The sequence below is a fragment of the Pelomicrobium sp. P1 genome (assembly GCF_052805615.1).
This window is the reverse complement of sequence record NZ_JBRBEM010000001.1, coordinates 294606-315288: the sequence shown is the minus strand read 5'-3', so window position 1 is coordinate 315288 and position 20683 is coordinate 294606. Positions and strand designations below refer to the sequence as shown.

The 20683-nt window shown below is 66.0% G+C and carries 18 protein-coding genes; 17 read left to right on the top strand and 1 reads right to left on the bottom strand.

Annotation, left to right across the window (positions count from 1 at the left end; genetic code table 11):
- Nucleotides 1–255: 255 nt before the first annotated feature.
- The 4 genes from ACUVYZ_RS01560 to ACUVYZ_RS01545 all read left to right on the top strand — a co-directional run bounded on the left by ACUVYZ_RS01560 (nt 256) and on the right by ACUVYZ_RS01545 (nt 7453).
- Entirely contained in the window at nt 256–1608 is a 1353-nt protein-coding gene (locus ACUVYZ_RS01560) for a TolC family protein (protein ID WP_439932674.1), read from the top strand.
- Nucleotides 1609–1636: 28 nt separating this feature from the next.
- Complete coding sequence (locus tag ACUVYZ_RS01555; protein WP_439932673.1) at nt 1637–3250, top strand: efflux RND transporter periplasmic adaptor subunit; 1614 nt, start codon at nt 1637–1639, stop codon at nt 3248–3250.
- A gap of 1 nt (nt 3251) precedes the next feature.
- Entirely contained in the window at nt 3252–6374 is a 3123-nt protein-coding gene (locus ACUVYZ_RS01550) for an efflux RND transporter permease subunit (RefSeq protein ID WP_439932672.1), read from the top strand.
- A gap of 815 nt (nt 6375–7189) precedes the next feature.
- Nucleotides 7190–7453, top strand: coding sequence for a hypothetical protein (locus ACUVYZ_RS01545; RefSeq protein ID WP_333840308.1), 264 nt, complete (start codon nt 7190–7192; stop codon nt 7451–7453).
- Between the two features lie 99 nt (nt 7454–7552).
- Here the strand turns inward: ACUVYZ_RS01545 and ACUVYZ_RS01540 are convergent, their stop codons facing one another.
- Nucleotides 7553–8320: a hypothetical protein gene (locus ACUVYZ_RS01540; protein ID WP_333840307.1), complete on the bottom strand. Its 768-nt coding sequence runs from the start codon at nt 8318–8320 to the stop codon at nt 7553–7555.
- 487 nt (nt 8321–8807) lie between these two features.
- Here ACUVYZ_RS01540 and ACUVYZ_RS01535 point away from each other — a divergent pair, with 487 nt between their 5' ends.
- From ACUVYZ_RS01535 to ACUVYZ_RS01475, 13 genes are all read left to right on the top strand, one after another.
- On the top strand, nt 8808–9203 hold the full coding sequence (locus tag ACUVYZ_RS01535; protein ID WP_333840304.1) for a hypothetical protein: 396 nt from the start codon (nt 8808–8810) through the stop codon (nt 9201–9203).
- Between the two features lie 163 nt (nt 9204–9366).
- Nucleotides 9367–10278 carry a F510_1955 family glycosylhydrolase gene (locus tag ACUVYZ_RS01530; RefSeq protein WP_333840302.1) on the top strand — a complete coding sequence of 304 codons (912 nt, stop codon included), beginning with the start codon at nt 9367–9369 and terminating at the stop codon, nt 10276–10278.
- 31 nt (nt 10279–10309) lie between these two features.
- Entirely contained in the window at nt 10310–10870 is a 561-nt protein-coding gene (locus ACUVYZ_RS01525) for a c-type cytochrome (RefSeq protein ID WP_333840300.1), read from the top strand.
- Entirely contained in the window at nt 10867–12108 is a 1242-nt protein-coding gene (locus ACUVYZ_RS01520) for a c-type cytochrome (RefSeq protein ID WP_333840298.1), read from the top strand. Before ACUVYZ_RS01525 ends, ACUVYZ_RS01520 begins: the two co-directional genes overlap by 4 nt.
- 6 nt (nt 12109–12114) lie before the next feature.
- Nucleotides 12115–12747 (top strand): DsbE family thiol:disulfide interchange protein, encoded by a 633-nt coding sequence (locus tag ACUVYZ_RS01515; RefSeq protein ID WP_333840296.1) that lies wholly within the window; start codon nt 12115–12117, stop codon nt 12745–12747.
- Complete coding sequence (locus tag ACUVYZ_RS01510; RefSeq protein WP_333840294.1) at nt 12744–13346, top strand: TlpA family protein disulfide reductase; 603 nt, start codon at nt 12744–12746, stop codon at nt 13344–13346. The genes ACUVYZ_RS01515 and ACUVYZ_RS01510 overlap by 4 nt, the downstream gene beginning before the upstream one ends.
- Nucleotides 13347–13353: 7 nt before the next feature.
- Nucleotides 13354–14184, top strand: a complete 831-nt coding sequence (locus ACUVYZ_RS01505) for an SCO family protein (RefSeq protein ID WP_333840292.1) — start codon at nt 13354–13356, stop codon at nt 14182–14184.
- Nucleotides 14185–14202: 18 nt separating this feature from the next.
- Nucleotides 14203–15819 (top strand): multicopper oxidase family protein, encoded by a 1617-nt coding sequence (locus tag ACUVYZ_RS01500; protein ID WP_333840290.1) that lies wholly within the window; start codon nt 14203–14205, stop codon nt 15817–15819.
- A 315-nt stretch (nt 15820–16134) separates the two neighbouring features.
- Nucleotides 16135–16878, top strand: coding sequence for a cytochrome c biogenesis CcdA family protein (locus ACUVYZ_RS01495; protein WP_333840288.1), 744 nt, complete (start codon nt 16135–16137; stop codon nt 16876–16878).
- Between the two features lie 122 nt (nt 16879–17000).
- Nucleotides 17001–17615: a class I SAM-dependent methyltransferase gene (locus ACUVYZ_RS01490; protein ID WP_333840286.1), complete on the top strand. Its 615-nt coding sequence runs from the start codon at nt 17001–17003 to the stop codon at nt 17613–17615.
- Between the two features lie 107 nt (nt 17616–17722).
- Nucleotides 17723–18079 (top strand): hypothetical protein, encoded by a 357-nt coding sequence (locus ACUVYZ_RS01485; protein WP_333840284.1) that lies wholly within the window; start codon nt 17723–17725, stop codon nt 18077–18079.
- 67 nt (nt 18080–18146) lie between these two features.
- Nucleotides 18147–19430, top strand: a complete 1284-nt coding sequence (locus ACUVYZ_RS01480; RefSeq protein ID WP_333840282.1) for a TolC family protein — start codon at nt 18147–18149, stop codon at nt 19428–19430.
- Nucleotides 19431–19463: 33 nt separating this feature from the next.
- Nucleotides 19464–20678, top strand: a complete 1215-nt coding sequence (locus tag ACUVYZ_RS01475; RefSeq protein ID WP_333840281.1) for an efflux RND transporter periplasmic adaptor subunit — start codon at nt 19464–19466, stop codon at nt 20676–20678.
- The last annotated feature ends 5 nt before the right edge of the window (nt 20679–20683 follow it).

Below are 20683 nucleotides of genomic sequence, written 5' to 3'. Positions count from 1 at the left end.
TGACCTTAGGCGCGGTGCCGCTCACCGAGCACCGAGCGGACCACACCATGCCGCGGCCCCGCGGATTCATACCCTCCCCACCCAAGCGACCACCCCTCGCGTGACGGCGAGCCTGTCCGGCTGAGGTCAAGCAGCACCGCTTGGCCCGACCTTCGGACAGGCCCGCTCCAAGAGATCTTAGCCCTCGCGGCCTGCGAGCGATCGCTGCAGGCTGCACGTATTCCGGACCGAAGGAGATCGTCGGGGAGAAACGAAATGAAGCACAAGTGGATGGCGGTGGTGCTGCTGGCGGCGACGGCGCTGCCTGTGGCTTCCCGCGCGCAGCAAGCCGCCGACGGCCTTTTCGATCACCTGAGAAGCGCGACACCCGGGCAGCTCGCCCGCGCGGACGGCCGTGAACAGGCCCCACAGAAGCCAGTCCTCATCGCTCAACTCGTCGCGGAAGCGCTCGAAAACAACCCCGAGATCCAGGCGGCGCGGCGGGAGTGGGAGGCGGCGCAGCAACGGGTTCTTCCCGCGGGGGCGCTCGACGATCCGATGCTGGAGGCGGGAATCGTCAATCTTCCGGCGGAATCGCTGAGTTTCCGGCGCGAAGACATGACCATGAAAATGATCGGTCTCGCCCAGAGGCTCCCCTACCCCGGCAAGCGCCGCTTGCGCCAGGACCTGGCCGCCAAGGACGCGGAGTCGATCGGCCACGGCTACCAGGAGACTGTCAACCGGGTCATCCGGGACGTCAAGCTGGCCTACTTCGATCTGGCCCTGGTCGTGGAATCCGCCCGGCTGGTGGAAAGGAACAAGCGGATCCTGGAGCAATTCCTGCAGATCGCCGAGGCCCGGTACGCGGTGGGACAGGGCAGCCAGGCCGACGTGCTCAAGGCCCAAACCCAGCTTTCGAGAATGAACGACGAGCTGATCCGCCTGGCCCGCGAACGGGAGACGATCGAAGCCGAGCTCGGCCGGGCCCTGGGCCGCAAACCGGGTTCTCTGGCCCTGCTGCCGGAGATGCCCCCCCTCCAGGAGACGGCATTGCAACCGGAAGCGTTGCGGGAGATGGCAATAAAGGGCCGCCCCCAGCTTCTCGCCCTGCAAAGCCTCATCGCCCGCAGCGAAAAGGCGCTCGATCTCGCCCGCCAGGAGTATTACCCGGATTTCGACGTGCGGCTCTCCTACGGCCAGCGTGACCGGATGCCGGACGGGGCTCCCCGCGAGGACATGGTGAGCCTCACTGTCGCCATCAACCTGCCGGTGTGGCGCGAAACCAAGCGGGCCCCGCGCGTCGCCGAGGCCGTAGCCATGCGGGAACAGGCATCGGAAATGTACGAGGCACAGCTTAACGAGCTCACCGCCAGGCTGCGCCAGCAGGTGGCCGCTGCAGAGCAAAACCTTCGCTCGGCCCGGCTTTACGAGACCGGGATCCTGCCCCAGGCCCGGCTCGCCGTGGAGGCCGCCCTCGCCGCGTACAGAGTCAACCGGGTGGATTTTTTCACCCTGCTGGACAACCAGATGACGGTCTTCAACTTCGAGATCGCCCATGCCACGGCCCTCGTCGGCTATCGCAAGGCGCTGGCGGAGGTCGATTTCCTGACCGGCAAACAGGCGTTCTAGAGCACTTGATCCCGACTGGAGATGAATCGTGAAACCGATCGCAATCGCGACGACAATGCTGGCCCTGGCGGCCACCGCCCTGGGAACCGGTTATTGGTGGGGAGCGAACAGGCAGGCGGCGCCTGCGGTTCAGGGCGCGTCCCAGCATTCCCCAGCCCAGCCGGAGCGGAGGATCCTCTACTACCGCAACCCCATGGGCCTTCCGGACATCTCGCCGGTGCCGAAAAAGGACCCCATGGGAATGGACTACATCCCGGTCTACGAAGGCGAAGAACCCGAGGGGGGCGAGGCGCTGGTCAAGATCAGCCTGGACAGGGTGCAGAAGCTGGGGGTCAAAACCGAAGCCGCGGCAGCGCGCGAGCTCCAGCGGACGGTGCGGGCAGTGGGGGCGCTGGAAGCGAACGAGCGCCAGCTCTACACCGTCACCCCCAAGTTCGAGGGCTGGATACAGAAGCTCCACGTGAACGCCACCGGGGAACCGGTCCGGCGCGGCCAGCCCCTGATGGACGTCTACAGCCCGGACCTGATCACCGCCCAGCAGGAGTACCTGATCGCCTGGAAAGGTCTGCAAGCAGTCAAGGAGGGCGCCCCGGAGATTCAGGAGAGCATGCAGCGGCTCGTCGAGAGCACCCTGCAGCGGCTGCGCAACTGGGACATCTCCGAGCAAGAGTTGCTGCGCCTGCAACGGGATGGCCAGGTCACCCAGTTCCTCACGCTGCGCTCGCCGGTCGACGGTGTGGTGCTGGAAAAGCCCGCGTTGCAGGGCATGCGCTTCATGCCAGGCGAAGTGCTGTACCGCATCGCCAACCTGGCTTCGGTATGGCTCCTAGTGGACGTTTTCGAGCAGGACCTAGCCCTGGTGCGCCTGGGGCAACCCGCCAGAATCCGCATCGACGCCTACCCGGACAAGGTGTTCGGCGGCAAGGTGGTGTTCATCTATCCTACGGTCGCCCCCGAGACACGCACCGCCAAAGTGCGCATCGAGCTGCCTAACCCCGGCGGCCTGCTCAAGCTTGCCATGTACGCCCGGGTGGAGATCATATCCAGTCCCAACAAGGCCAAGGTCCTCGCCGTTCCCGATTCCGCAGTGCTGGACAGCGGGGTACGTCAAGTCGTGCTGGTCGAGCGGGGTGAAGGGCTGTACGAGCCCCGGGAGGTGAAGCTGGGAGCGCGGGCCGACGGCTACGCGGAAGTGCTCGAAGGGATCAAAGAAGGCGAGCGCGTGGTGGTCAGCGCCAACTTCCTGATCGACGCCGAGAGCAATCTGAAAGCGGCCCTCGGCGCCTTCGGCCACGGCGCCCATGGTTCCAAGCCGGGAGAAGACGGGCAGGTCAAACCCGCCGCACCTGCCGCAGCGCCCTCACCCGCCGCTCACCGCGGCGAAGGCAGCATCAAGACGATAGATCTCTCCCGCGCCATGGTGAAGCTCGCCCATGGCCCGATCGACAGCCTCCAATGGCCGGCAATGACCATGGATTTCCGCGTCAAGGATCCGGCGTTGCTCCAGAGCCTGAAACCAGGCCAGAAGATCGCCTTCGAGCTGGTGGAGGAAGCAGGCGGCGAGTATGTCATCGCCCGCATCCAGCCGGCGGGCGCCAGCCCCGCCGCCAGCGGCCCCATTTCCGGCCACAAGGGGCATTGAAATGCTGAACCGCATCATCGAGTGGTCCGTGCGCAACGTGTTCCTGGTCCTCCTCGGCACGTTCTTCCTCGTCGCGGCGGGTATCTATACGGCGATCAAGACGCCGCTGGACGCGATCCCGGATCTTTCCGACGTGCAGGTGATCATCTACACCGAGTACCCGGGCCAGGCGCCCCAGGTGGTAGAGGACCAGGTCACCTATCCCCTCACGACGGCCATGCTGGCCGTTCCTAAGTCCAGGGTGGTGCGCGGGCTTTCCATGTTCGGCGCCTCCTTCGTCTACGTCATCTTCGAGGACGGGACCGACATCTATTGGGCCCGCTCGCGGGTTCTGGAATATCTCAACTACGTCTCCGGGCGCCTGCCGCGGGGCGTAACGCCGTCCCTGGGGCCCGACGCCACCGGGGTAGGCTGGGTCTACCAGTACGCCGTGATCGGCGCGCAGCGCACCCTGGCGGAGCTGCGCACCCTCCAGGACTGGTTCCTGCGCTACCAGCTCACCAAGGCCCAGGGAGTGGCTGAAGTGGCGAGCGTGGGCGGTTTCGTCAAGACCTATCAGGTCACCGTGGACCCTCGCAAGCTCCAGGCCTACGGCATCCCCCTGTCCCGGGTCTCCCAGGTCATCCGCGACAGCAACCGGGACGTGGGCGGCCGGGTGATCGAGATGGCGGAGACCGAATACGTGGTGCGGGGCCGAGGCTATCTGCGCGACATTTCAGACATCGAGAACCTGGTGGTCAAGGCAGAGAAAGGCGCGCCGGTGTTGGTCGGCAACATCGCTCGGGTCGAACTGGCGCCGGACGAGCGCCGTGGCCTCGCCGAGCTGAATGGCGAAGGAGAAGTGGTGGCAGGCATCGCGGTCGCCCGCTACGGCCAGAACGCGCTGGACGTGATCCACAATCTGAAAGCGAAAATGGAGGAAATCTCCTCCGGCCTGCCGCAGGGCGTGTCGCTGCAAGCCGTGTACGACCGCTCTGACCTGATCCACCGGGCCATCGAGAACCTGCGTAACACGCTGATCGAGGAAAGCCTCATCGTTGCGCTGGTGTGCATCATCTTCCTGATGCACGCGCGCAGCGCGCTGGTGGCTATCGTCATGTTGCCCATCGGCATCCTGATCGCGCTGATCGCCATGTATTGGATGGGGCTCAATTCCAACATCATGAGCCTGGGCGGCATTGCCATCGCCATCGGCGCCATGGTGGACGCGGCGATCGTCATGATCGAGAATGCCCACAAGCATCTCGAGCGTCTGGATCCCAAGGCGTCCCGCCTGGAAGCGATCATCGTGGCCTGCCGGGAAGTGGGACCCGCCCTGTTCTTCAGCCTGCTGATCATCACCGTTTCGTTCCTGCCCGTTTTCGCGCTGGAAGCCCAGGAAGGCCGGCTCTTCAAGCCGCTGGCGTACACCAAGACCTTCGCCATGGCCGGAGCCGCCTTCCTGTCCATCACCCTGGTCCCGGTGCTGATGCTGCTGTTCATCCGCGGCCGCATCCCGCCGGAGCACAAAAACCCCATCGTCCGGTTCTTGCACTGGGCCTATCGCCCGGTCATCGGCTGGGCCTTGCGCTGGAAGAAGCTCACCATCGTCGCCGCGGTGGCGGCGCTCGCGGTCACCGCCTATCCCGCGATGAAACTGGGCAGCGAGTTCATGCCCGTGCTCAACGAAGGATCGCTGCTTTACATGCCGACCACCCTCCCGGCGCTGTCGGTCACCGAGTCCGCCAGACTGCTGCAGACCCAGAACAAAATCCTCAAGAGCTTCCCCGAGGTGGCCTCGGTGTTCGGCAAGGCGGGCCGCGCCAACAGCGCCACCGACCCGGCGCCGCTGGAGATGTTCGAGACCGTCATCAACCTGAAGCCGGAGTCCGAATGGCGACCCGGCATGACCGTCGACAAGCTGATCGCGGAGATGGACCGGGCGTTGCAGATTCCCGGTGTCTCCAACGCCTGGACCATGCCCATCAAGGCGCGCATCGACATGCTCTCGACCGGCATCCGCACCCCCATCGGGGTCAAGGTGTTCGGCAAGGATCTGGTTGAAATCGAGAAGATCGCGAAGGAAATCGAGACCGTGGTGAAAACGGTACCCGGCACCACCAGCGCCTACGCCGAGCGGGTCACCGGCGGCTATTACCTGGACATCGTGCCCGACCGCCTGGCCCTCGCCCGCTACGGCCTGACGGTGGGCGATTTACAGGAGGTGATCGGCGCTGCGCTGGGCGGCGAGATGGTGACCACCACAGTGGAGGGTCTCGAGCGCTTCGGGGTCATCGTGCGTTACCCTCGCGAGCTGCGCGACGATCCCCAGAAGATCGCCACCCAGGTGCTGGTGCCCATCATGGGCGGCGCCATGATCCCCTTGGGGCAGGTGGCGAGCGTCAAGCTGATCAAGGCGCCGCCCAGCATCCGCACCGAGAACGCGCTGCTGGCGGCGTATATCTTCGTGGACATTCGCGACCGCGACATCGGCGGCTACGTGGCCGACGCGCAGAAAGCGGTCCTCGAAAAGGTCAAGTTCCCCCCCGGCTATTACGCCACCTGGAGCGGCCAGTTCGAGTACATGGAGCGGGCCAAGCAAAGGCTTTCCATCGTCGTTCCGCTGACCCTCGTGATCATCTTTCTCCTGCTGTACTTCAACTTCAAGCGGCTCACGGAAACCCTGATCGTCATGCTCTCGGTGCCCTTCTCGCTGGTGGGCGGGATCTGGCTCATGTACCTCCTGGGCTACAACCTGAGCGTGGCGGTGGCGGTGGGGTTCATTGCCCTCGCGGGGGTAGCAGCGGAGATTGGCGTGATCATATTGATTTATATGGACCACGCACTGCGGGCGATAACCCAGAGGCGCCAGGCCGCGGGGGAGCGGATAAGCGCGACCGATGTCCACGACGCCGTGATACAAGGGGCGCTGCTGCGGGTGCGGCCCATCATGATGACGGTGTTTGCCATCACGGCGGGCCTTTTGCCGATCATGTGGGGCAGCGGCACCGGTTCAGAGGTCATGCGCCGCATCGCCGCGCCCATGGTGGGCGGCATGGTCTCCGCCACCATCCTCACGCTGATCGTGATCCCCGCGATTTATGCGCTGGTGAAGGCATTCGCCCTCCACCGGCAGGCCTCCTGAACGAGTCCAACCAATGAGGCGGGGTTTACCGAAAAGACGAAGGCGGAGGCCGTGACCGCTGCCATCATGGAAGCCGCCCACACAGGGGTTCCGGGCGACGGCATCGTGGCCGTCCTTCCGGTGGATAAAGTGTTCCACATTCGCACCCGGTCCGAGGTAGCCCCTGCCGACTTATAGGAGGCATCCAAGCGAGCGAAACCAGGCGTGCAGGCTCCCCATGGAATTCCTTCCGCATCAACCCCCCTCTCTGCCGCCGGCAGCGGGATTTGCTTCCGCCGGCGCATGCGCTCGTCTCACGAACCGAGCGGGGGGGCCCGAGTCTAATCCTGCAAGGGAAGGTTCATGTCCCGCACCGGTAGAAAGATAACGATAGCGTTCGCGCTCGCCGCCTGGTTGTCGGTTGCGTGGGGGAGCATGGGCGCCATGGCCTGCCAGGGCGGCCATGGGGATGGGAAGACAGCCATCGCCCTGACCGCTGCAATCCCTTGCCAGGGTTGCCAGGAACCGGGGAACGTTCCAGGGGCGCCGTGCGCGCAGCCGGGGCCCTGCGTCTCGTGCGGCGCATCCTTCGCCCCGCCTCAAAACGCGAGCCCTCTCCCGCAACACGTTGTTTCTGCGATGCCAGCGCCCGCCTTCGGCGGACCCCAGCACATCGCCGAAATTCCTCGACATCCTCCTCGCCGCCCGAGCGCCGGGCTTTGATCGCCGGCCCAGGCTACTCGACAAGAGACCGTCGGTCGACGTGAGGGGTCCAAGAGCGAGTCCCCCGCCGATGGGCAGGTAGCTCCCTTGCTTTTCCAATCGGAGGCTGAATCATGAAACGCCTTATTCTTCTTTCCGTCATCGCCGCCGCCGGCTTCGCATCGGCAGCAGCTCTGGCCGGTCGTGACGAATCCCAGATGATGGAGCTGCACCGCGCCATGAAAGCGAAAGAAGCCAAGCATCAAACAGTCGAAGCGACCCGGGGCACCGGACCCGCGGCCGAAGGCCGCGCCGGTGACACCCGGGAGGCGAAAGAAGGGGTTCCTGGAAAGGAGCTGTTTAAGCGCGTCCACCCGAAAAACGCCTACAGCTACTGAGCCTCCAGGGGTTCTGTAACCGCCGACAGCGCGGCGTGGGGTTTGCCCCGCGCCGCGCTTCTTTCCGGGGAGACCGAGCCCCTGTGCCGGGCCCGAGCGTCAGTTATGCATGCCGCCCTGTGCCGCCCGCTCGGAGGAAGCCATGTCCATTCGCGTCCCAGGGACGGCACCGGGCACCAGCAGGGCGGATACTTGCTGCAGGAATCGGCGGTGCTTCTCGGGTACGGCCCGATGCCAGCCGGCCAGGTATTCAACGAACGGCTTGGACGCTTCGCCCGGATGGCTGTTGAGGTAACGCAGCACTTCCCAGCGGGCGGGGTTGGACTCGAACAACGGCAACAGCGCATTGGCGCAGACCTCGTTGTCATCGCGCCGGTAGGGGTCCTCCCGCAACGCCTGTTCCCGCTGCGCCACCCAGGCCGCGAGGTCCATGGCCCGCACCGCGTGGCGGTGAGGCTCGCTCTGCAGCCGGTCCGCATACTCCCGTAGCGCCGGGGCGTAGCCCGCCCAGTGCGGGTAGGGCGCCTCCGACGCCCACCGGACCGCCATGCGCTTGAGCGTAAACAGCGCCGCCGCCTCGCACAGGGATTCCTCGAACCACTGGTTGGGCGCGACTGGATCGCCGTGGCGGAATTCTTTGCGCTCGAAGTTGGACAGCACGTGGCAGAACTCGTGGGCGAACTGGTAGGCGTACTGGGCCCAGCGCCGGTTCCTGGCGGTGAGCTGGACCACGTATTCACCCCGGGTGCTCTTCTCGTAGTACACCTTCGGGTTGCCGGAACCGGGGATGACCCGAATCGGTGCCAACGCATGCCCAGGGAAAAACACCCACAGCTCCTTGGCCACCGAATAAAGCAGCACCTCCACAACATCCCGGCTTGCCGTTCCCCAATCCCCCGCCTCGACCTGAATAACTAAACCGTCGCCGCCAACTCCCGAGGTAGAGGAAACCGGCTCGCTCCACGCCAAGGAACTGGCCAAAAGCAAGCTCAAGGGAGCGGCAGACAAAGTAAAGAGACGCATCGGCGGACACCGGCCACTTGAACGGGTTCTGAACCTCCATGAGCATGCCCCGTGCCATTCCCCTCTCCGGTTTATTTCTCTCAAAAATACAGGAAGTTGTGAACATTCACGGTCCGCTTGGCGGGGACCGGGGTGGATGGGTCTGGCCATCCTGGTGCATCGTTTACCCCTTGTGCACCATACTGGTGCGCCGTAACGTCGCTGGTCCAGTTCAGGGGAGTCCGAAATCTCTATCCAAAAAGAAGCTGAAATACCGGCCCTTTGTGAAATTGCGGGTTAAAATTCAGCTCACCCATGAACTCACGGAACAATCGCTGAGTCTTACAGGGCAATGAAACGCCGGCCTTTCCCCCGGATTTTCCACCGTACGCTCGCGGTGCTGGGCCTGTTGCTCGTTGTGCAGACGGGCCTGGCGGCCCAGATTTGCCTGGCCATCCTGGGCAGTGCACCGTCAGCGGCGGCCGCCCAGGCGGCTGGCGGCGCTCCCGACCTGGCCACGGCCCCGTGCTGCGACCATGCTCCGAAGCCCGCCGATTGCCTGGCCAATCCCTACGGCCTGGAGCCAGGTGTGCCCATGGAGCTGCCGTCGGCGAATCTCGTCCCGCCCCTGCTCGTGGCGTGGGCCGCGCACCCCTTGCCGAGGCCCGAAGCCGGTGCCCGGCCGCCTTTGGCAAGCCCCCGTTCCGAAGTCCCCATCCCCATCCGCCTGCACCGCTACCTCAGTTAGCCTGGGGGGCGCGCGGTTACCCTACGCCCGCGGTCTGTGCTCGCGCGCGCAGCGTCTTCGTCGTCCCTTCCCGGACGCTTGCCCGACGTTCCCGAAAGAAGCGGGACCTGCGGGGAGCATCCAGGCATTGACGGATGTCACTCCATCGATGGGAGCATCTTTGATGAAAAAACGAAAACCCTTCTTCGGGCCCTTGGTTCTGCCGTTCATCGCGGCCCTCGCCTTGGCCCTGCCGGGGGCGGTTTCCGCCCAGTCCGGCGTCACCCTCACCCACGTGCACGGCCTTGCCTACAGCGCCGACGGTACGCGGCTCTACATCCCGAGCCATCACGGCCTTGCGATCTATAACGAAGGGCATTGGGCCAAGGCCCCCGGACCGCAACACGACTACATGGGCTTCTCGGCCACCCGGGAGCGGTTCTACAGCAGCGGGCACCCGGCCCCCGGGACCGGGTTCAAGAACCCGTTCGGCCTCATCCGCAGCGACGACGACGGCAAGAGCTGGCAGCGCCTCGGCCTGGAAGGGGAATCCGATTTTCACGTGCTCGCCACCGGGTACGAAACCAACGCGGTCTATGTCTACAACCCGCACCCCAATTCGCGCATGCCCCGGCGCGGCCTCCACTACACCCTGGACGACGGTTTCGCCTGGCGCCCCGCTGAAGCCAAGGGGCTCGCCGGGGACGTCATCGGCCTCGCCGTGCATCCGAGCGATCCCAAGACGGTGGCCGCCGCGACCCAAAGCGGGATCTTCCTCTCGAAGGATGCCGGCGCCACCTTCGAGCCAGTGATGACGGGAGTCCAAGGTCTCGCCGTGTTCTTCGACCTGGACGGCAAGCGCCTGTGGGCCGCGACTTTCCACGGCCAGCCGGCCCTCACCCAGGTGGATCTGGCAACCCGCGGGAAAAAGCCCGTGACCCTGCCCCCGCTCACGCGGGACGCCGTGGCCTACATCGCCCAGAACCCCAAGCGCCGGGACGAATACGCCATCGCCACCTTCGAGCGCAGCGTCTATCTCACCCGGGATGGGGGCAAGACGTGGACCCAGATCGCCGACCGGGGACGCACCTTGTGAGTCCAGGCATTCCAGTCCGGGAGCTTGCGCCATGAGCGAAACCGAGAAGCCGCCGTTTCCGAAGTGGATCTCCCGGTTGATCGCCGGCGGGATCATTGCCTTCGCCGCCGGGTTTGTCGCGTTCGCCTACTGGGCGACGCGCCCGGACGCGCCGGAGGCGAGGTGGCCGCGTTCCGACGCGCCCCGTGCGGAGGGATCCCGCCAGGGCACGACCGCGGCCCCAGGGGCGGACGCAGCTCTGGTGGCCCTTGGAAAGAGCGTTTACGACCGCCACTGTGCCGCCTGCCATGGCGCCAACCTGGAAGGCCAGCCCGACTGGCAGCGCCGTCGTCCAGACGGGCGCATGCCCGCCCCGCCCCATGACGACTCGGGCCACACCTGGCATCACCCCGAGCCCGTGCTCTTCGGCATCGTCAAGCACGGGCTCGTCCCGCCCTACGCGCCCCCCGGCTACCAGAGCGACATGCCAGCGTTCAAGGACATCCTCTCCGACGAAGAGATCCGGGCGGCGTTGGCCTTCATCGAGAGCCGCTGGTCACCGAAAGTCATCGAGTGGCGCAAGGAAGCCCTGGCGGAGCAGGAGGTGAAATGACGAGTCGCAGCGCCTTCGAAGCGCTTTTCGCGCCGCGCTGGGTCCGGGACCTGCAATCGTGGCGCTTCATTTTTCTTGCCTACGTCCCCACCCTGGCGGCGCTGAGCCTCGCCTGGGAGGTCGCCCAGCTCCCCCTCTACACCCTGTGGGCGTCGGCCCTGCCCGAGATCGCCTTCGCCGTCGCCCATTGCACCGGCGGCGACGTGCTGATCGGCCTCTCGGCCCTCTTCACCGCCCTCCTCCTCACCCGCGCCGGAGCGCTGCCCCAATGGCGCTGGCCCTGGGTGACCGCGGTCGCGGTGACCGCCGGTACGGGCTACACCGTCTATAGCGAGTGGCTCAACACCGCCGTGCGCAAGAGCTGGGCCTATTCGGAGCTGATGCCCGTCGTGCCGCACCTGGAGGTGGGCCTGTCGCCCCTCGCCCAGTGGCTCGTGGTGCCGGCGGCTTCCCTATGGATCGCGCGCCGCCTTTTCCTGGGAAACCGAATCCAGCCGGCCGGGAGCAGCGTCGCGAAAGAGGAGAGGAGAAACACGATGAACACGCTCTGGCTGCCCGCCGCGCTGAGCCTGGCGCTCCTCGGTACCGCCGTTCCCGCGGATGCCGATGCCGCGGGCGATCCCGCCCGGGGCGCCCAGGCCTTCCGCGCCTGCGCAGCGTGCCACTCCATCGAGCCGGGACAGCACCTGACGGGCCCGAGCCTGGCCGATGTCTTCGGGCGCAAAGCGGCGACGGTGGAAGGTTTCCAGCGCTACTCCAAGGCGCTCAAGGATTCCGGCGTGGTGTGGGACGAAAAGACCCTGGACGTTTGGCTACAGGATCCAGCGAAGCTCATTCCAGGCAACCTCATGACCTTCCGCGGCATCCCCGACGCCCGCGTGCGCGCCGACCTGATCGCCTATCTGAAGGCGGCCTCCGAGGGCAAAGCGGCTTCCGCCCCGACCGGCAGAGGCGGCATGATGCAGGCGCCTCGGCTTGCCGATCTCAAGAAGGCCGACCCGGAGAGCCTGGTCAAGGAAATCCGCTACTGCCGCGACACCTACCACGTCACCACCGCCGACGGCGAGACGTTTCCCATCTGGGAATTCAACCTGCGGTTCAAGACCGATTCCAGCGATCGGGGACCCAGGAAGGGCCAACCAGTGCTGTTCGGCGCCGGCATGATGGGCGACCGGGCCTTCGTGGTGTTTTCGGACCCGGCCGAGATCTCGGCCTTCGTCAAGAACCAGTGCCCATAGACGCGAATGACCCCTAAAGCGAATAACGCCGGCAGCACCCCCGCCGCCCAGCCGCGCCGCGCGCTGCGCTGGACCGCGCTCGTACCCGTGGCGCTGTTTGCGGGAATCGTCACCTTGTTCGCGGTCGGTTTGACCCGCGATCCGCGGGAGATTCCTTCGCCCCTCGTCGGCAAGCCGGTGCCTCCATTCGACCTGCCGCCGGTGAAGGGCCGCTCGCTGGGGCTCGCGAGCCGCGACCTCAAGGGCGAGGTGTCCCTGGTCAACGTCTTCGCCTCCTGGTGCGTCGCTTGCCGGATCGAGCACCCCATTTTTTTGCAACTCCAGCGCGAAGGCCTTATCCCTATCCACGGGCTCAACTACAAGGACCGGCCGGACGACGCGGCCGCCTGGCTGGACACTCTGGGGGATCCCTATACCCGCACCGGCGCGGATCTCGACGGCCGGGTCGCCATCGACTGGGGCGTCTACGGAGTGCCGGAGACGTTCCTGATCGACCCCAACGGCCGGATCGCCTACAAGCACATCGGGCCCATCACCCCCGAAGTCCTGGAACAAAAGCTTCGCCCGCTGATCGCCCGGCTGCAGGCCGAAGCAGCCTCCGCGGGCGCTTCGAATCCGCGCCCGGGAGGCTCGCCGTGAACAGGACCGGGCTCATCGCGGCGGGCCTGGCCGTGCTCGGCCTCTCGGTCGCGGGCGTGGTTCGCGAATTGAGCACGGCGCGGGACGAGACCCGCGGCGATCCGACCCCGGAAGTCGCCGCCGACGGAAAACTCCCGGGATTCGCCCCCGTCGAGGCCCGGCGTCCCGTGCCGCCGCTGCGCTTCGTCGACGCAGACGGCAAGCCGCGCGCCCTCGCCGATTTCCGCGGGCGCGTGATCCTGCTCAACCTCTGGGCCACCTGGTGCCCGCCCTGCCGCAAGGAGATGCCTAGCCTTGCCCGGCTGCAGGAAAAGCTCGGCGGCCCGGACTTCGAGGTGGTGGCCCTGTCCATCGACCGGGGAGGCCTCTTCGCGGTGCAAAGTTTCTTCGACGAAATGGATCTTCGCCATCTCAAGATCTACGTGGACGCTAGCGCGGAGGCGATGGCGGCGCTGGGCGCGGTCGGGCTTCCCACGACGCTGCTGGTGGACCGCAAAGGGCGGGAGCTCTGGCGCGTGGTGGGGCCCGTGGAATGGGACAAACCCGAGGTCGTGGAGCGCATCCGGCGCTACTTGAAGGACGGCGCTCGCGAATCGTGAATCCGTGATGATTCGATTGACCGTATTGCTTCTGAGCCTCGGGCTCTTCGCCGCGTTTTCCGCTCGGGCCCACTCCCCCGACGAAGTGCTGCGGGAGCTGCGGGAAAAGGAGCCCTACCTCCAGCTCGCGGACCGGGAAGCGCCGGGCTTCGCCCTGGAAGACCCGTCCGGCCGGAAAGTCGCCCTCGCCGATTTCCGCGGCAAGGTGGTGGTTCTCAACTTCATCTACTCGCGCTGCACCGACGTCTGCCCGCTGCACAGCGAGCTGATCGCCCGGATCCAGGAGCAGGTCAACACCACGCTGATGCGCGACCAGGTGCAGTTCATCACGGTTGCGACCGACACCGAGGACGCCGCGGCCACCGCCCAGCTCATGCGCGCCCACGGCAAGGCCCACGGCCTCGACCCCGCCAATTGGGTGTTCCTGTACCGGGGCGCCGGAAAGCCCGACACCGGGATTCAGCTTGCCAAAGCCTACGGGCTGGAGTTCACCCAGGCGGCGGAGGGCCTCCAGATGCACGGTGTGGTCACCCACGTCATCGATCAAGCGGGAATCCTGCGGGCTCGCTTTCACGGCCTCAAGGTCCAGCCGCTCAGCGTGACCGCATTCATCAACACGCTGCTCTACCCGGACCATCACGGTCCCGCTGCCGCTTCGGCGGCCGCCCCGACCGCCGCCGGCAGCCCGTCGGAGCGCAAGCCATCCTGGCCGGGCGGTGTCTTTTTCCAGGCGGCGCTGGGAGCGGGTTTCGCAGCTCTGGGCATCGGAGGGTTCCTGCTGCACCGGCGCCGCCGGCAGCGCAGGCAGCTCGTCCAAAGAGGCCCAAGCCCTGAATAACGGAAGGAGATAGATGCCATGTGGACGCGACGCCGATTTCTGTTGACCACCGCCGCCTCCGCGGCGACCCTGGCGATCCCGATCGAGGTAAAACGCGCCCTCGCCGGCGAGGAACCCGACCTGGTGCTGCGGGTCACGGCTTCTCCGGACCGCAAGCCGATCTGGTCCGGGCCCGAGACCAGGGTGCTGCGCTATCGTGCGGAAGTCCTCAAAGGGCGGCGGGACGCGGTGCGCCCCGCTTCGAGCTATCTGGGTCCCACGCTGGAATTGCGGCGCGGCGAGCGGGTGCGCATCCATTTCGAGAACCGAATGAACGAGCCCAGCATCATCCACTGGCACGGGATGATCGTGCCGGACGTGGCCGACGGCCATCCCCATCACGCAGTCGGCCCGGGGAGCGAATACATCTATGACTTCACCGTGCGAAACCCGGCGGGGACTTATCTCTACCACCCCCATCCCCACGGGCTCACCGGCAAGCAGGTGTACTACGGCCTGGCAGGGCTTTTGATCGTGCGGGAACGGGGGGAGCTGACCTACGGCCTTCCCGCGCCCGAGCACGAGTTGAGCCTGGTCATCCAAGACCGGCGCATCGGCCGGGAAAACCAGTTCGCGTTCAAGCGCATGATGATGGACGACATGAACGGCGTGCTGGGCGACACGGTGCTCGTGAACGGCTTGCCCGATGCGGCGTTCAAGGTCTCCCCTCGCAGTTACCGGTTGCGGCTCGCCAACGTGTCCAACGCGCGGATCTACAAGCTCGCCTGGTCCGACGGCCGCCCGATGCGCGTCATTGCCACCGACAACGGCCTCCTCTCCTCGGCGGAGGGCACCCAGACCCGTCCGTACGTGGTGCTGGCGCCGTTCGAGCGGGTCGAGCTGCTGGAGGACTTCGGCGAGCGCCGCGCCGGCGCGGAGGTCGCCCTGGTGAGCCAGGCGTTTTCCGGCCTGGAGATGATGGATGGAATGATGGATGGCATGATGGGTGGAGGCTCCGGAGGCATGTCTGGGGGCATGATGGGCCGCGACATGGGCGGAATGATGGGTGGAATGATGGGCCGTGGCATGGGCGGCATGATGGGCGGGATGATGAGAGGCATGATGGGCTCCGGCCAGGGCGAGGAGCTTCTGGTCGCCCGCTTCACCGTTTCGACCGAAGCGCGCGTGCGCAGCGAAGCGCTCCGCCTCCCCGAGCCGACGTCCGATGTGCGCGAAGGGAAGCATGCGATTTACACCCAACTCGCGTTTCGCCACATGCGAGGTTTTTTCAACGGACGCCGCTTCGAGATGGGGGTGGTCGCGGACGACGAGCGCCTTCCCCTGAACGAAGGGACCGTGTGGACGTTTTCCAACGACGGGCCGGGAATGCCCATGCCCCATCCCATCCACATCCATGGGGTGCGTTTCCGCATCCTCGAACGCAGCGGCGGGAACATACCCGAGGACCTGCGGGAGGGATTGATCGACGCGGGCTACAAGGACACCTTCCTGATCTTTCCCGACGAGCGGGTGCGCGTGCTCGTCGCGCCCACGGAGCCGGGACTTTTCATGTACCACTGCCACAACCTGGAGCATGAAGACGGCGGCATGATGCGCAACTGCCTGTTCGGATCGGACGCTACGGGGAAAGGATGAGCCTCGTAGGGTGCGCTCTAGCGCACCGCTGCCTGGTTTACAGGCCACGGCAGCGCGTTCCGCTGCGCTCTACGCACCCTGCGAAACCCGGTTACCGCAAGTTTCCGTGGGTCCCTCTCCCGGCGGGAGAGGGACAGGGAGAGGGTCCGCCTGGGAAGGGACGGGCTGTCATTCGGGTATACAACGCTCAGTACACGGTCCCCTAGTGGCCTGTCCCGAAAATAACTTGTGCAAGGTTGAGCATGACGATCGGACCTCCTGGCCCACCTGCGAGCACCTCCCCTCGGCGAGGTATTTCCGGGACAAGACACTAGCATGATCGAAAGTTCCGCCATCGGCCTGACCGCCGCCTTCGTGGCAGGCATCGTTTCGTTTCTTTCCCCCTGCGTGCTGCCGCTGGTGCCCGCCTACGTTTCCTATGTCGCCGGCAAGTCGCTACATGGTTCAGCACTGCAGATGGACGCTCGCACCCGGTTGAATGCGGCGGTCATGAGCCTGTTCTTCGTCCTGGGTTTCAGCACCGTCTTCATCGCCTTAGGCGCCAGCGCCACGGCCCTCGGCCGGTTGCTGCTCCAGTACCGGTATGAAGCGAACATCGTGGGCGGTGCCATCATCATCGTCTTTGGGCTTTTCATGCTGGGCATGATGCGCCACGTGTCCTGGTTTCACCGGGACCTGCGCTTCCACCCTCGGCTCGCCGGGGGGCATCCCGCGGCCGCCTTCGTGCTAGGGCTCGCGTTCGGCTTCGGCTGGACGCCGTGCATCGGCCCGGTGCTGGGCGTGATCCTCACCGCCGGCGCCATGCAGGAGTCCATATCGACGGGCGTCAGGCTGCTCACCGCCTACGCCCTCGGCCTCGGCGTGCCGTTCCTGCTCTCCGCGCTCTTCCTGCGGGAGCTGCTGGGCCGACTGAAGGCCTTGCGCCACGCCGGCCGGCCGCTCCAGGCGGCGGCTGGCGTCGTCATGGTGCTCATGGGTATTGCCATGATGACGGGCCAGCTCACGGCGTTCAGCTACTGGCTGCTGGAAACCTTCCCGGCCCTGGGGCGCATCGGATAAAGCCCGTCAAATAGGCGGATAATAGCCGGTGCGAAGGGACGGCCCGCTCACGGGTTGTCCACCTCGAACCGGGCCTATCTGGGCAGGTCATATCGCTTCCAAACGGAACGAAGGAAGGGATCATGAGTTTTTACGACAAGTGGATCCTGCCGCGGCTCACCGACCTGGCGATGCGGAACAAGGAGGCCACCCGCTACCGGGCCCAGCTTCTCCCCCAGGCCCGGGGCGTCACCCTGGAGGTCGGGGTCGGCTCCGGGCTCAACCTGCCCTTTTACGGGCCGCAGGTGGATCGGCTCTATGCGGTCGATCCGTCGGAAGAGCTCCTGCGCATGGCGGAGAAAAAGGTGCGTGGAGCGCCTTTCCCGGTGGAGCTTCTCGCCCGCTCGGCCGAGGAGATTCCGATCGATGACCGTTCCATCGACACCGTGGTCACCACCTGGAGCCTGTGCAGCATCCCCAATCCCCTCAAGGCGCTCGCCGAAATGCGGCGGGTGCTGAAACCGGGAGGCGTGCTGCTCTTCGCCGAGCACGGGCTCGCGCCGGAAGCCTCGGTCCAGCGCTGGCAGCGCCGGCTCAACCCCCTGTGGAACAAGCTCGCCGGCGGCTGTAACCTAGACCGGAAAATGGACGAACTGGTCCGGGGGGCGGGTTTCCGCATCCTGGAGCTCGCCACGGAATACGCGAAAGGACCGCGGCCGATGAGCTACATCTATTTCGGCCGCGCGGCGCCGGGATGAGTGGAATACGCAACCGCCGAATGTCAACCGCCGAATTGCCCCGCCGAGTTTCTATCGGTATACTCTGGCTTGCCCCGCCGAGTTTCTATCGGTATACTCTGGCACCCATGAAGTACAAGGTCGCGACCATCTGGTCGTTCATTTTTGCCCTTCTACTGAATCTGCTGGCTTCTGCTCCGCAGCTGTCGGCGGCGGCGCTGGAGCAGCCGCTGGAAACGTGGAGACTCGCTCCAGACGCTGGGAGCAAAGCTGATCCCGCGGCGCCTGATCGTTTCAACGGAAACGTTTACGACACTTGCCTTAGCCATCTCGGCTTTCATTTCCTGGGGCAGCCGGTGATCATTGGCCCCATAGCCACCGCGCCTTTGCCCACGGCCCGGCCCGCAATGGGCCCGTCTTCCCTCATTCCTAGTCTCTCGCCCAAGGGCCTTTACCGACCTCCCCGTACCTTCTTCCGAGCCTAGCCGTTCCAGTTTGTGAACCGCGGCGTTGCGCGCGTAGGCGCGCGTGCCGAGCTCGCGAAGGAAACCCATGGTGGACACCCATACCCGCGCGCGGCTGCCGCGCGCTACGGCGGCGCTTGCGCTGGCCCTTGCGCTTGCCGCCTCTTCGGCGGCGGCCGAAACGTACACCTTTGATCAGGCCATCGAGCTCGCCGAACGGACTAACCCCGCCTTGCAGTCAGCGCAGGCTGCCCTCAGGGCAGCGGAAGGAGAGAAGACGGAGTCCGATGCACCGCTACGGAACAACCCGGAACTCTCCGGAGAGCACCGCTGGCGGACCACGCCAGTGCCCGGGTTAGCCGACGAAAAGGTCCGCGAGTGGCAACTGGGCATCGCCCAGACGTTCGAGATCGCCGGACAGCAGGGCTACCGGCGCCAGGCGGCCGAGGCGGCGCTCGCAGAAGCGAAGGAAAACGTCGAAGCCGTGCGCCGCAGGATCCTGGCCGAGGTGGAGCAACGATTCTTCAAGCTGCTCGCGCTCCAAGAACGCTTGGCGCTCGAGCAGCGATCACTCGAGCTAATAGAAAACGCCGCCCGGCTGACGCAGCGGCGAGTCGCTGCCGGCGAGGACAGCCGCCTCGCGGGAAATCTCGCCCGCGTGGAAGCGGAACGGGCGCGGAACCAGATTGCCATGCTGGAGGAACAACTGATCGACGCCCGCTCCGAGCTGGCAGCGACGCTGCAGCTTCCCCAAGGAGTGGCACCGCAGGCGGTCGGAGATCTGTCCACGCCTCCACCGGCGTATACCCTCCGGGAATTGCTCGACGCCGCAACCCAGCGGCCCGACCTGCGGGTCTTGGGACACCGGGAACGGGCCGCCCGGGGCCGCCTGTCCTTGGAGCGCGCGAGCGTGTATCCGGATATTACCGTCGGGCTATTCACCGAGCGCGAAAGCTCGAACACGAGTCGCGAACGCATTAACGGCCTGAGTCTCTCGATTCCCTTGCCCTTGTTTCGCCGCAACGAGGCAGGCATCGGCCGGGCCACGACGGAGCTGACCCAGGTCGAGATCGAGCGCCGTCGCGCGCTGCGCGACGCCCGGGCGGAAGTGAGCGCCCTGTGGAGCAAGCTGCAGAGCCTGCGCACCCGGGTCGATCGCCTTGCCGGCTCCGTGTTGCCGAGCCTGGACGAGAACCAGCGGCTCTCCGCCAAGGCCTACGAAGCGGGGGAAATCGGGCTGGTCGAGCTGCTGCTGGTGAACCGTCAGACGCTGGACGCCCGCCGCGAGCTGCTGGAAGCGGAGGCCGAGCTGCGCCTGGTACAGGCTGAGCTCGCACGTGCAGCCGGGATTCCCTCGCTGTCCGGCCGCTGACCATTTCGAACACTGTTTCCCTTGGAGCACCCCATGAAACCGAACTTCGTGGGTCCCGCCGCGGCGCTGGCCCTGTTCATCGCATCGCTCGCCCTCGCCGCCTGTGGCGAGAACCGTCCCGCCGATACCACGGTTTCGTCACCTACCGGCAGGTACGCCGATGAGAAAGCACACAATGGGGAAAGCCGTGACGCCCACATCGGGGAAAACGTGCTCAAGCTCTCCGCGGAGGAGCGGAAAAAGGCCGGTGTTCGGGTCGAAGCCGTGGCCGAGGGAAAGGTGAGCGAAACGCTCACTGTCACCGCCACCATCCGCCCTAATCGCGAGCGCTACGCCCTGGTGACGCCGCAGGTCGGCGGGCGTGTCGTCAAGGTGAACGCCGCCCTCGGCGAGCGGGTGCGAGCCGGCCAGGCGCTGGCACTCATCGACAGCGCCGAACTGGGCGACGCCTACGCCGCCTTGCGCCAGGCGCGGAGCGAGCATGCCGTGGCGCTGGCAGCATTCCAGCGCGCCGAAAAGCTCCGCACCGAGCAGGTTATCCCGGAGAAGGGCTTCCTCGAAGCCCAAGGTAACCTGGAGAAGGCGAGCGCGGCCCTGCGCGCTGCCGAAGACCGGTTGCGCCTTTTGGGAGGTTCGCCCAAGGAGGAAGGCGCCGGGACTTCGGTGGCGCCGGTGCTGGCGCCATTCGCCGGAATGATCGTGGAGAAGTCGGCCGTGATGGGCGAAGTAGTGGCCAGGGACAAGGTGCTTTTCACCGTCGTCGACCTGTCGGTCGCGTGGATCGAGGCCGCCGTCTTCGAGCGGGATTTGGCCAAGGTGCGCGTCGGTGCCCCGGCGGTGGTAATGGTCGCCGCCTACCCGGAAGAATCATTCCGCGGGGAAATCGCCTACATCGACAGCGTGCTGGACAAGGAAACACGCACGGTAAAGGTGCGGATCGAAGTCCCGAACCGGGACGGCCGCCTGAAGCTCGGCATGTTCGCCAGCGCCGCCATCGAAACCCCCGGCCGGCGCTCAGGCCTCAGCGTGCCCGACGAAGCGGTGGTGCTGGTGCAAGGGCGGCCCACCGTGTTCGTCGAGGAGGGCGAAGGCTTCGAGGCGCGCACCGTCGAGACCGGCGAGCGCATCGGCGGCCGAACGCTGATCGCCTCCGGCCTCGCGCCCGGGGAGAAGGTGGCAGTGGCGGGAGCTTACGCGCTGAAAGCCCGCATGCTCAAGTCGCAGCTCGGCGAAGGCCACGCCCACTGAGGAGC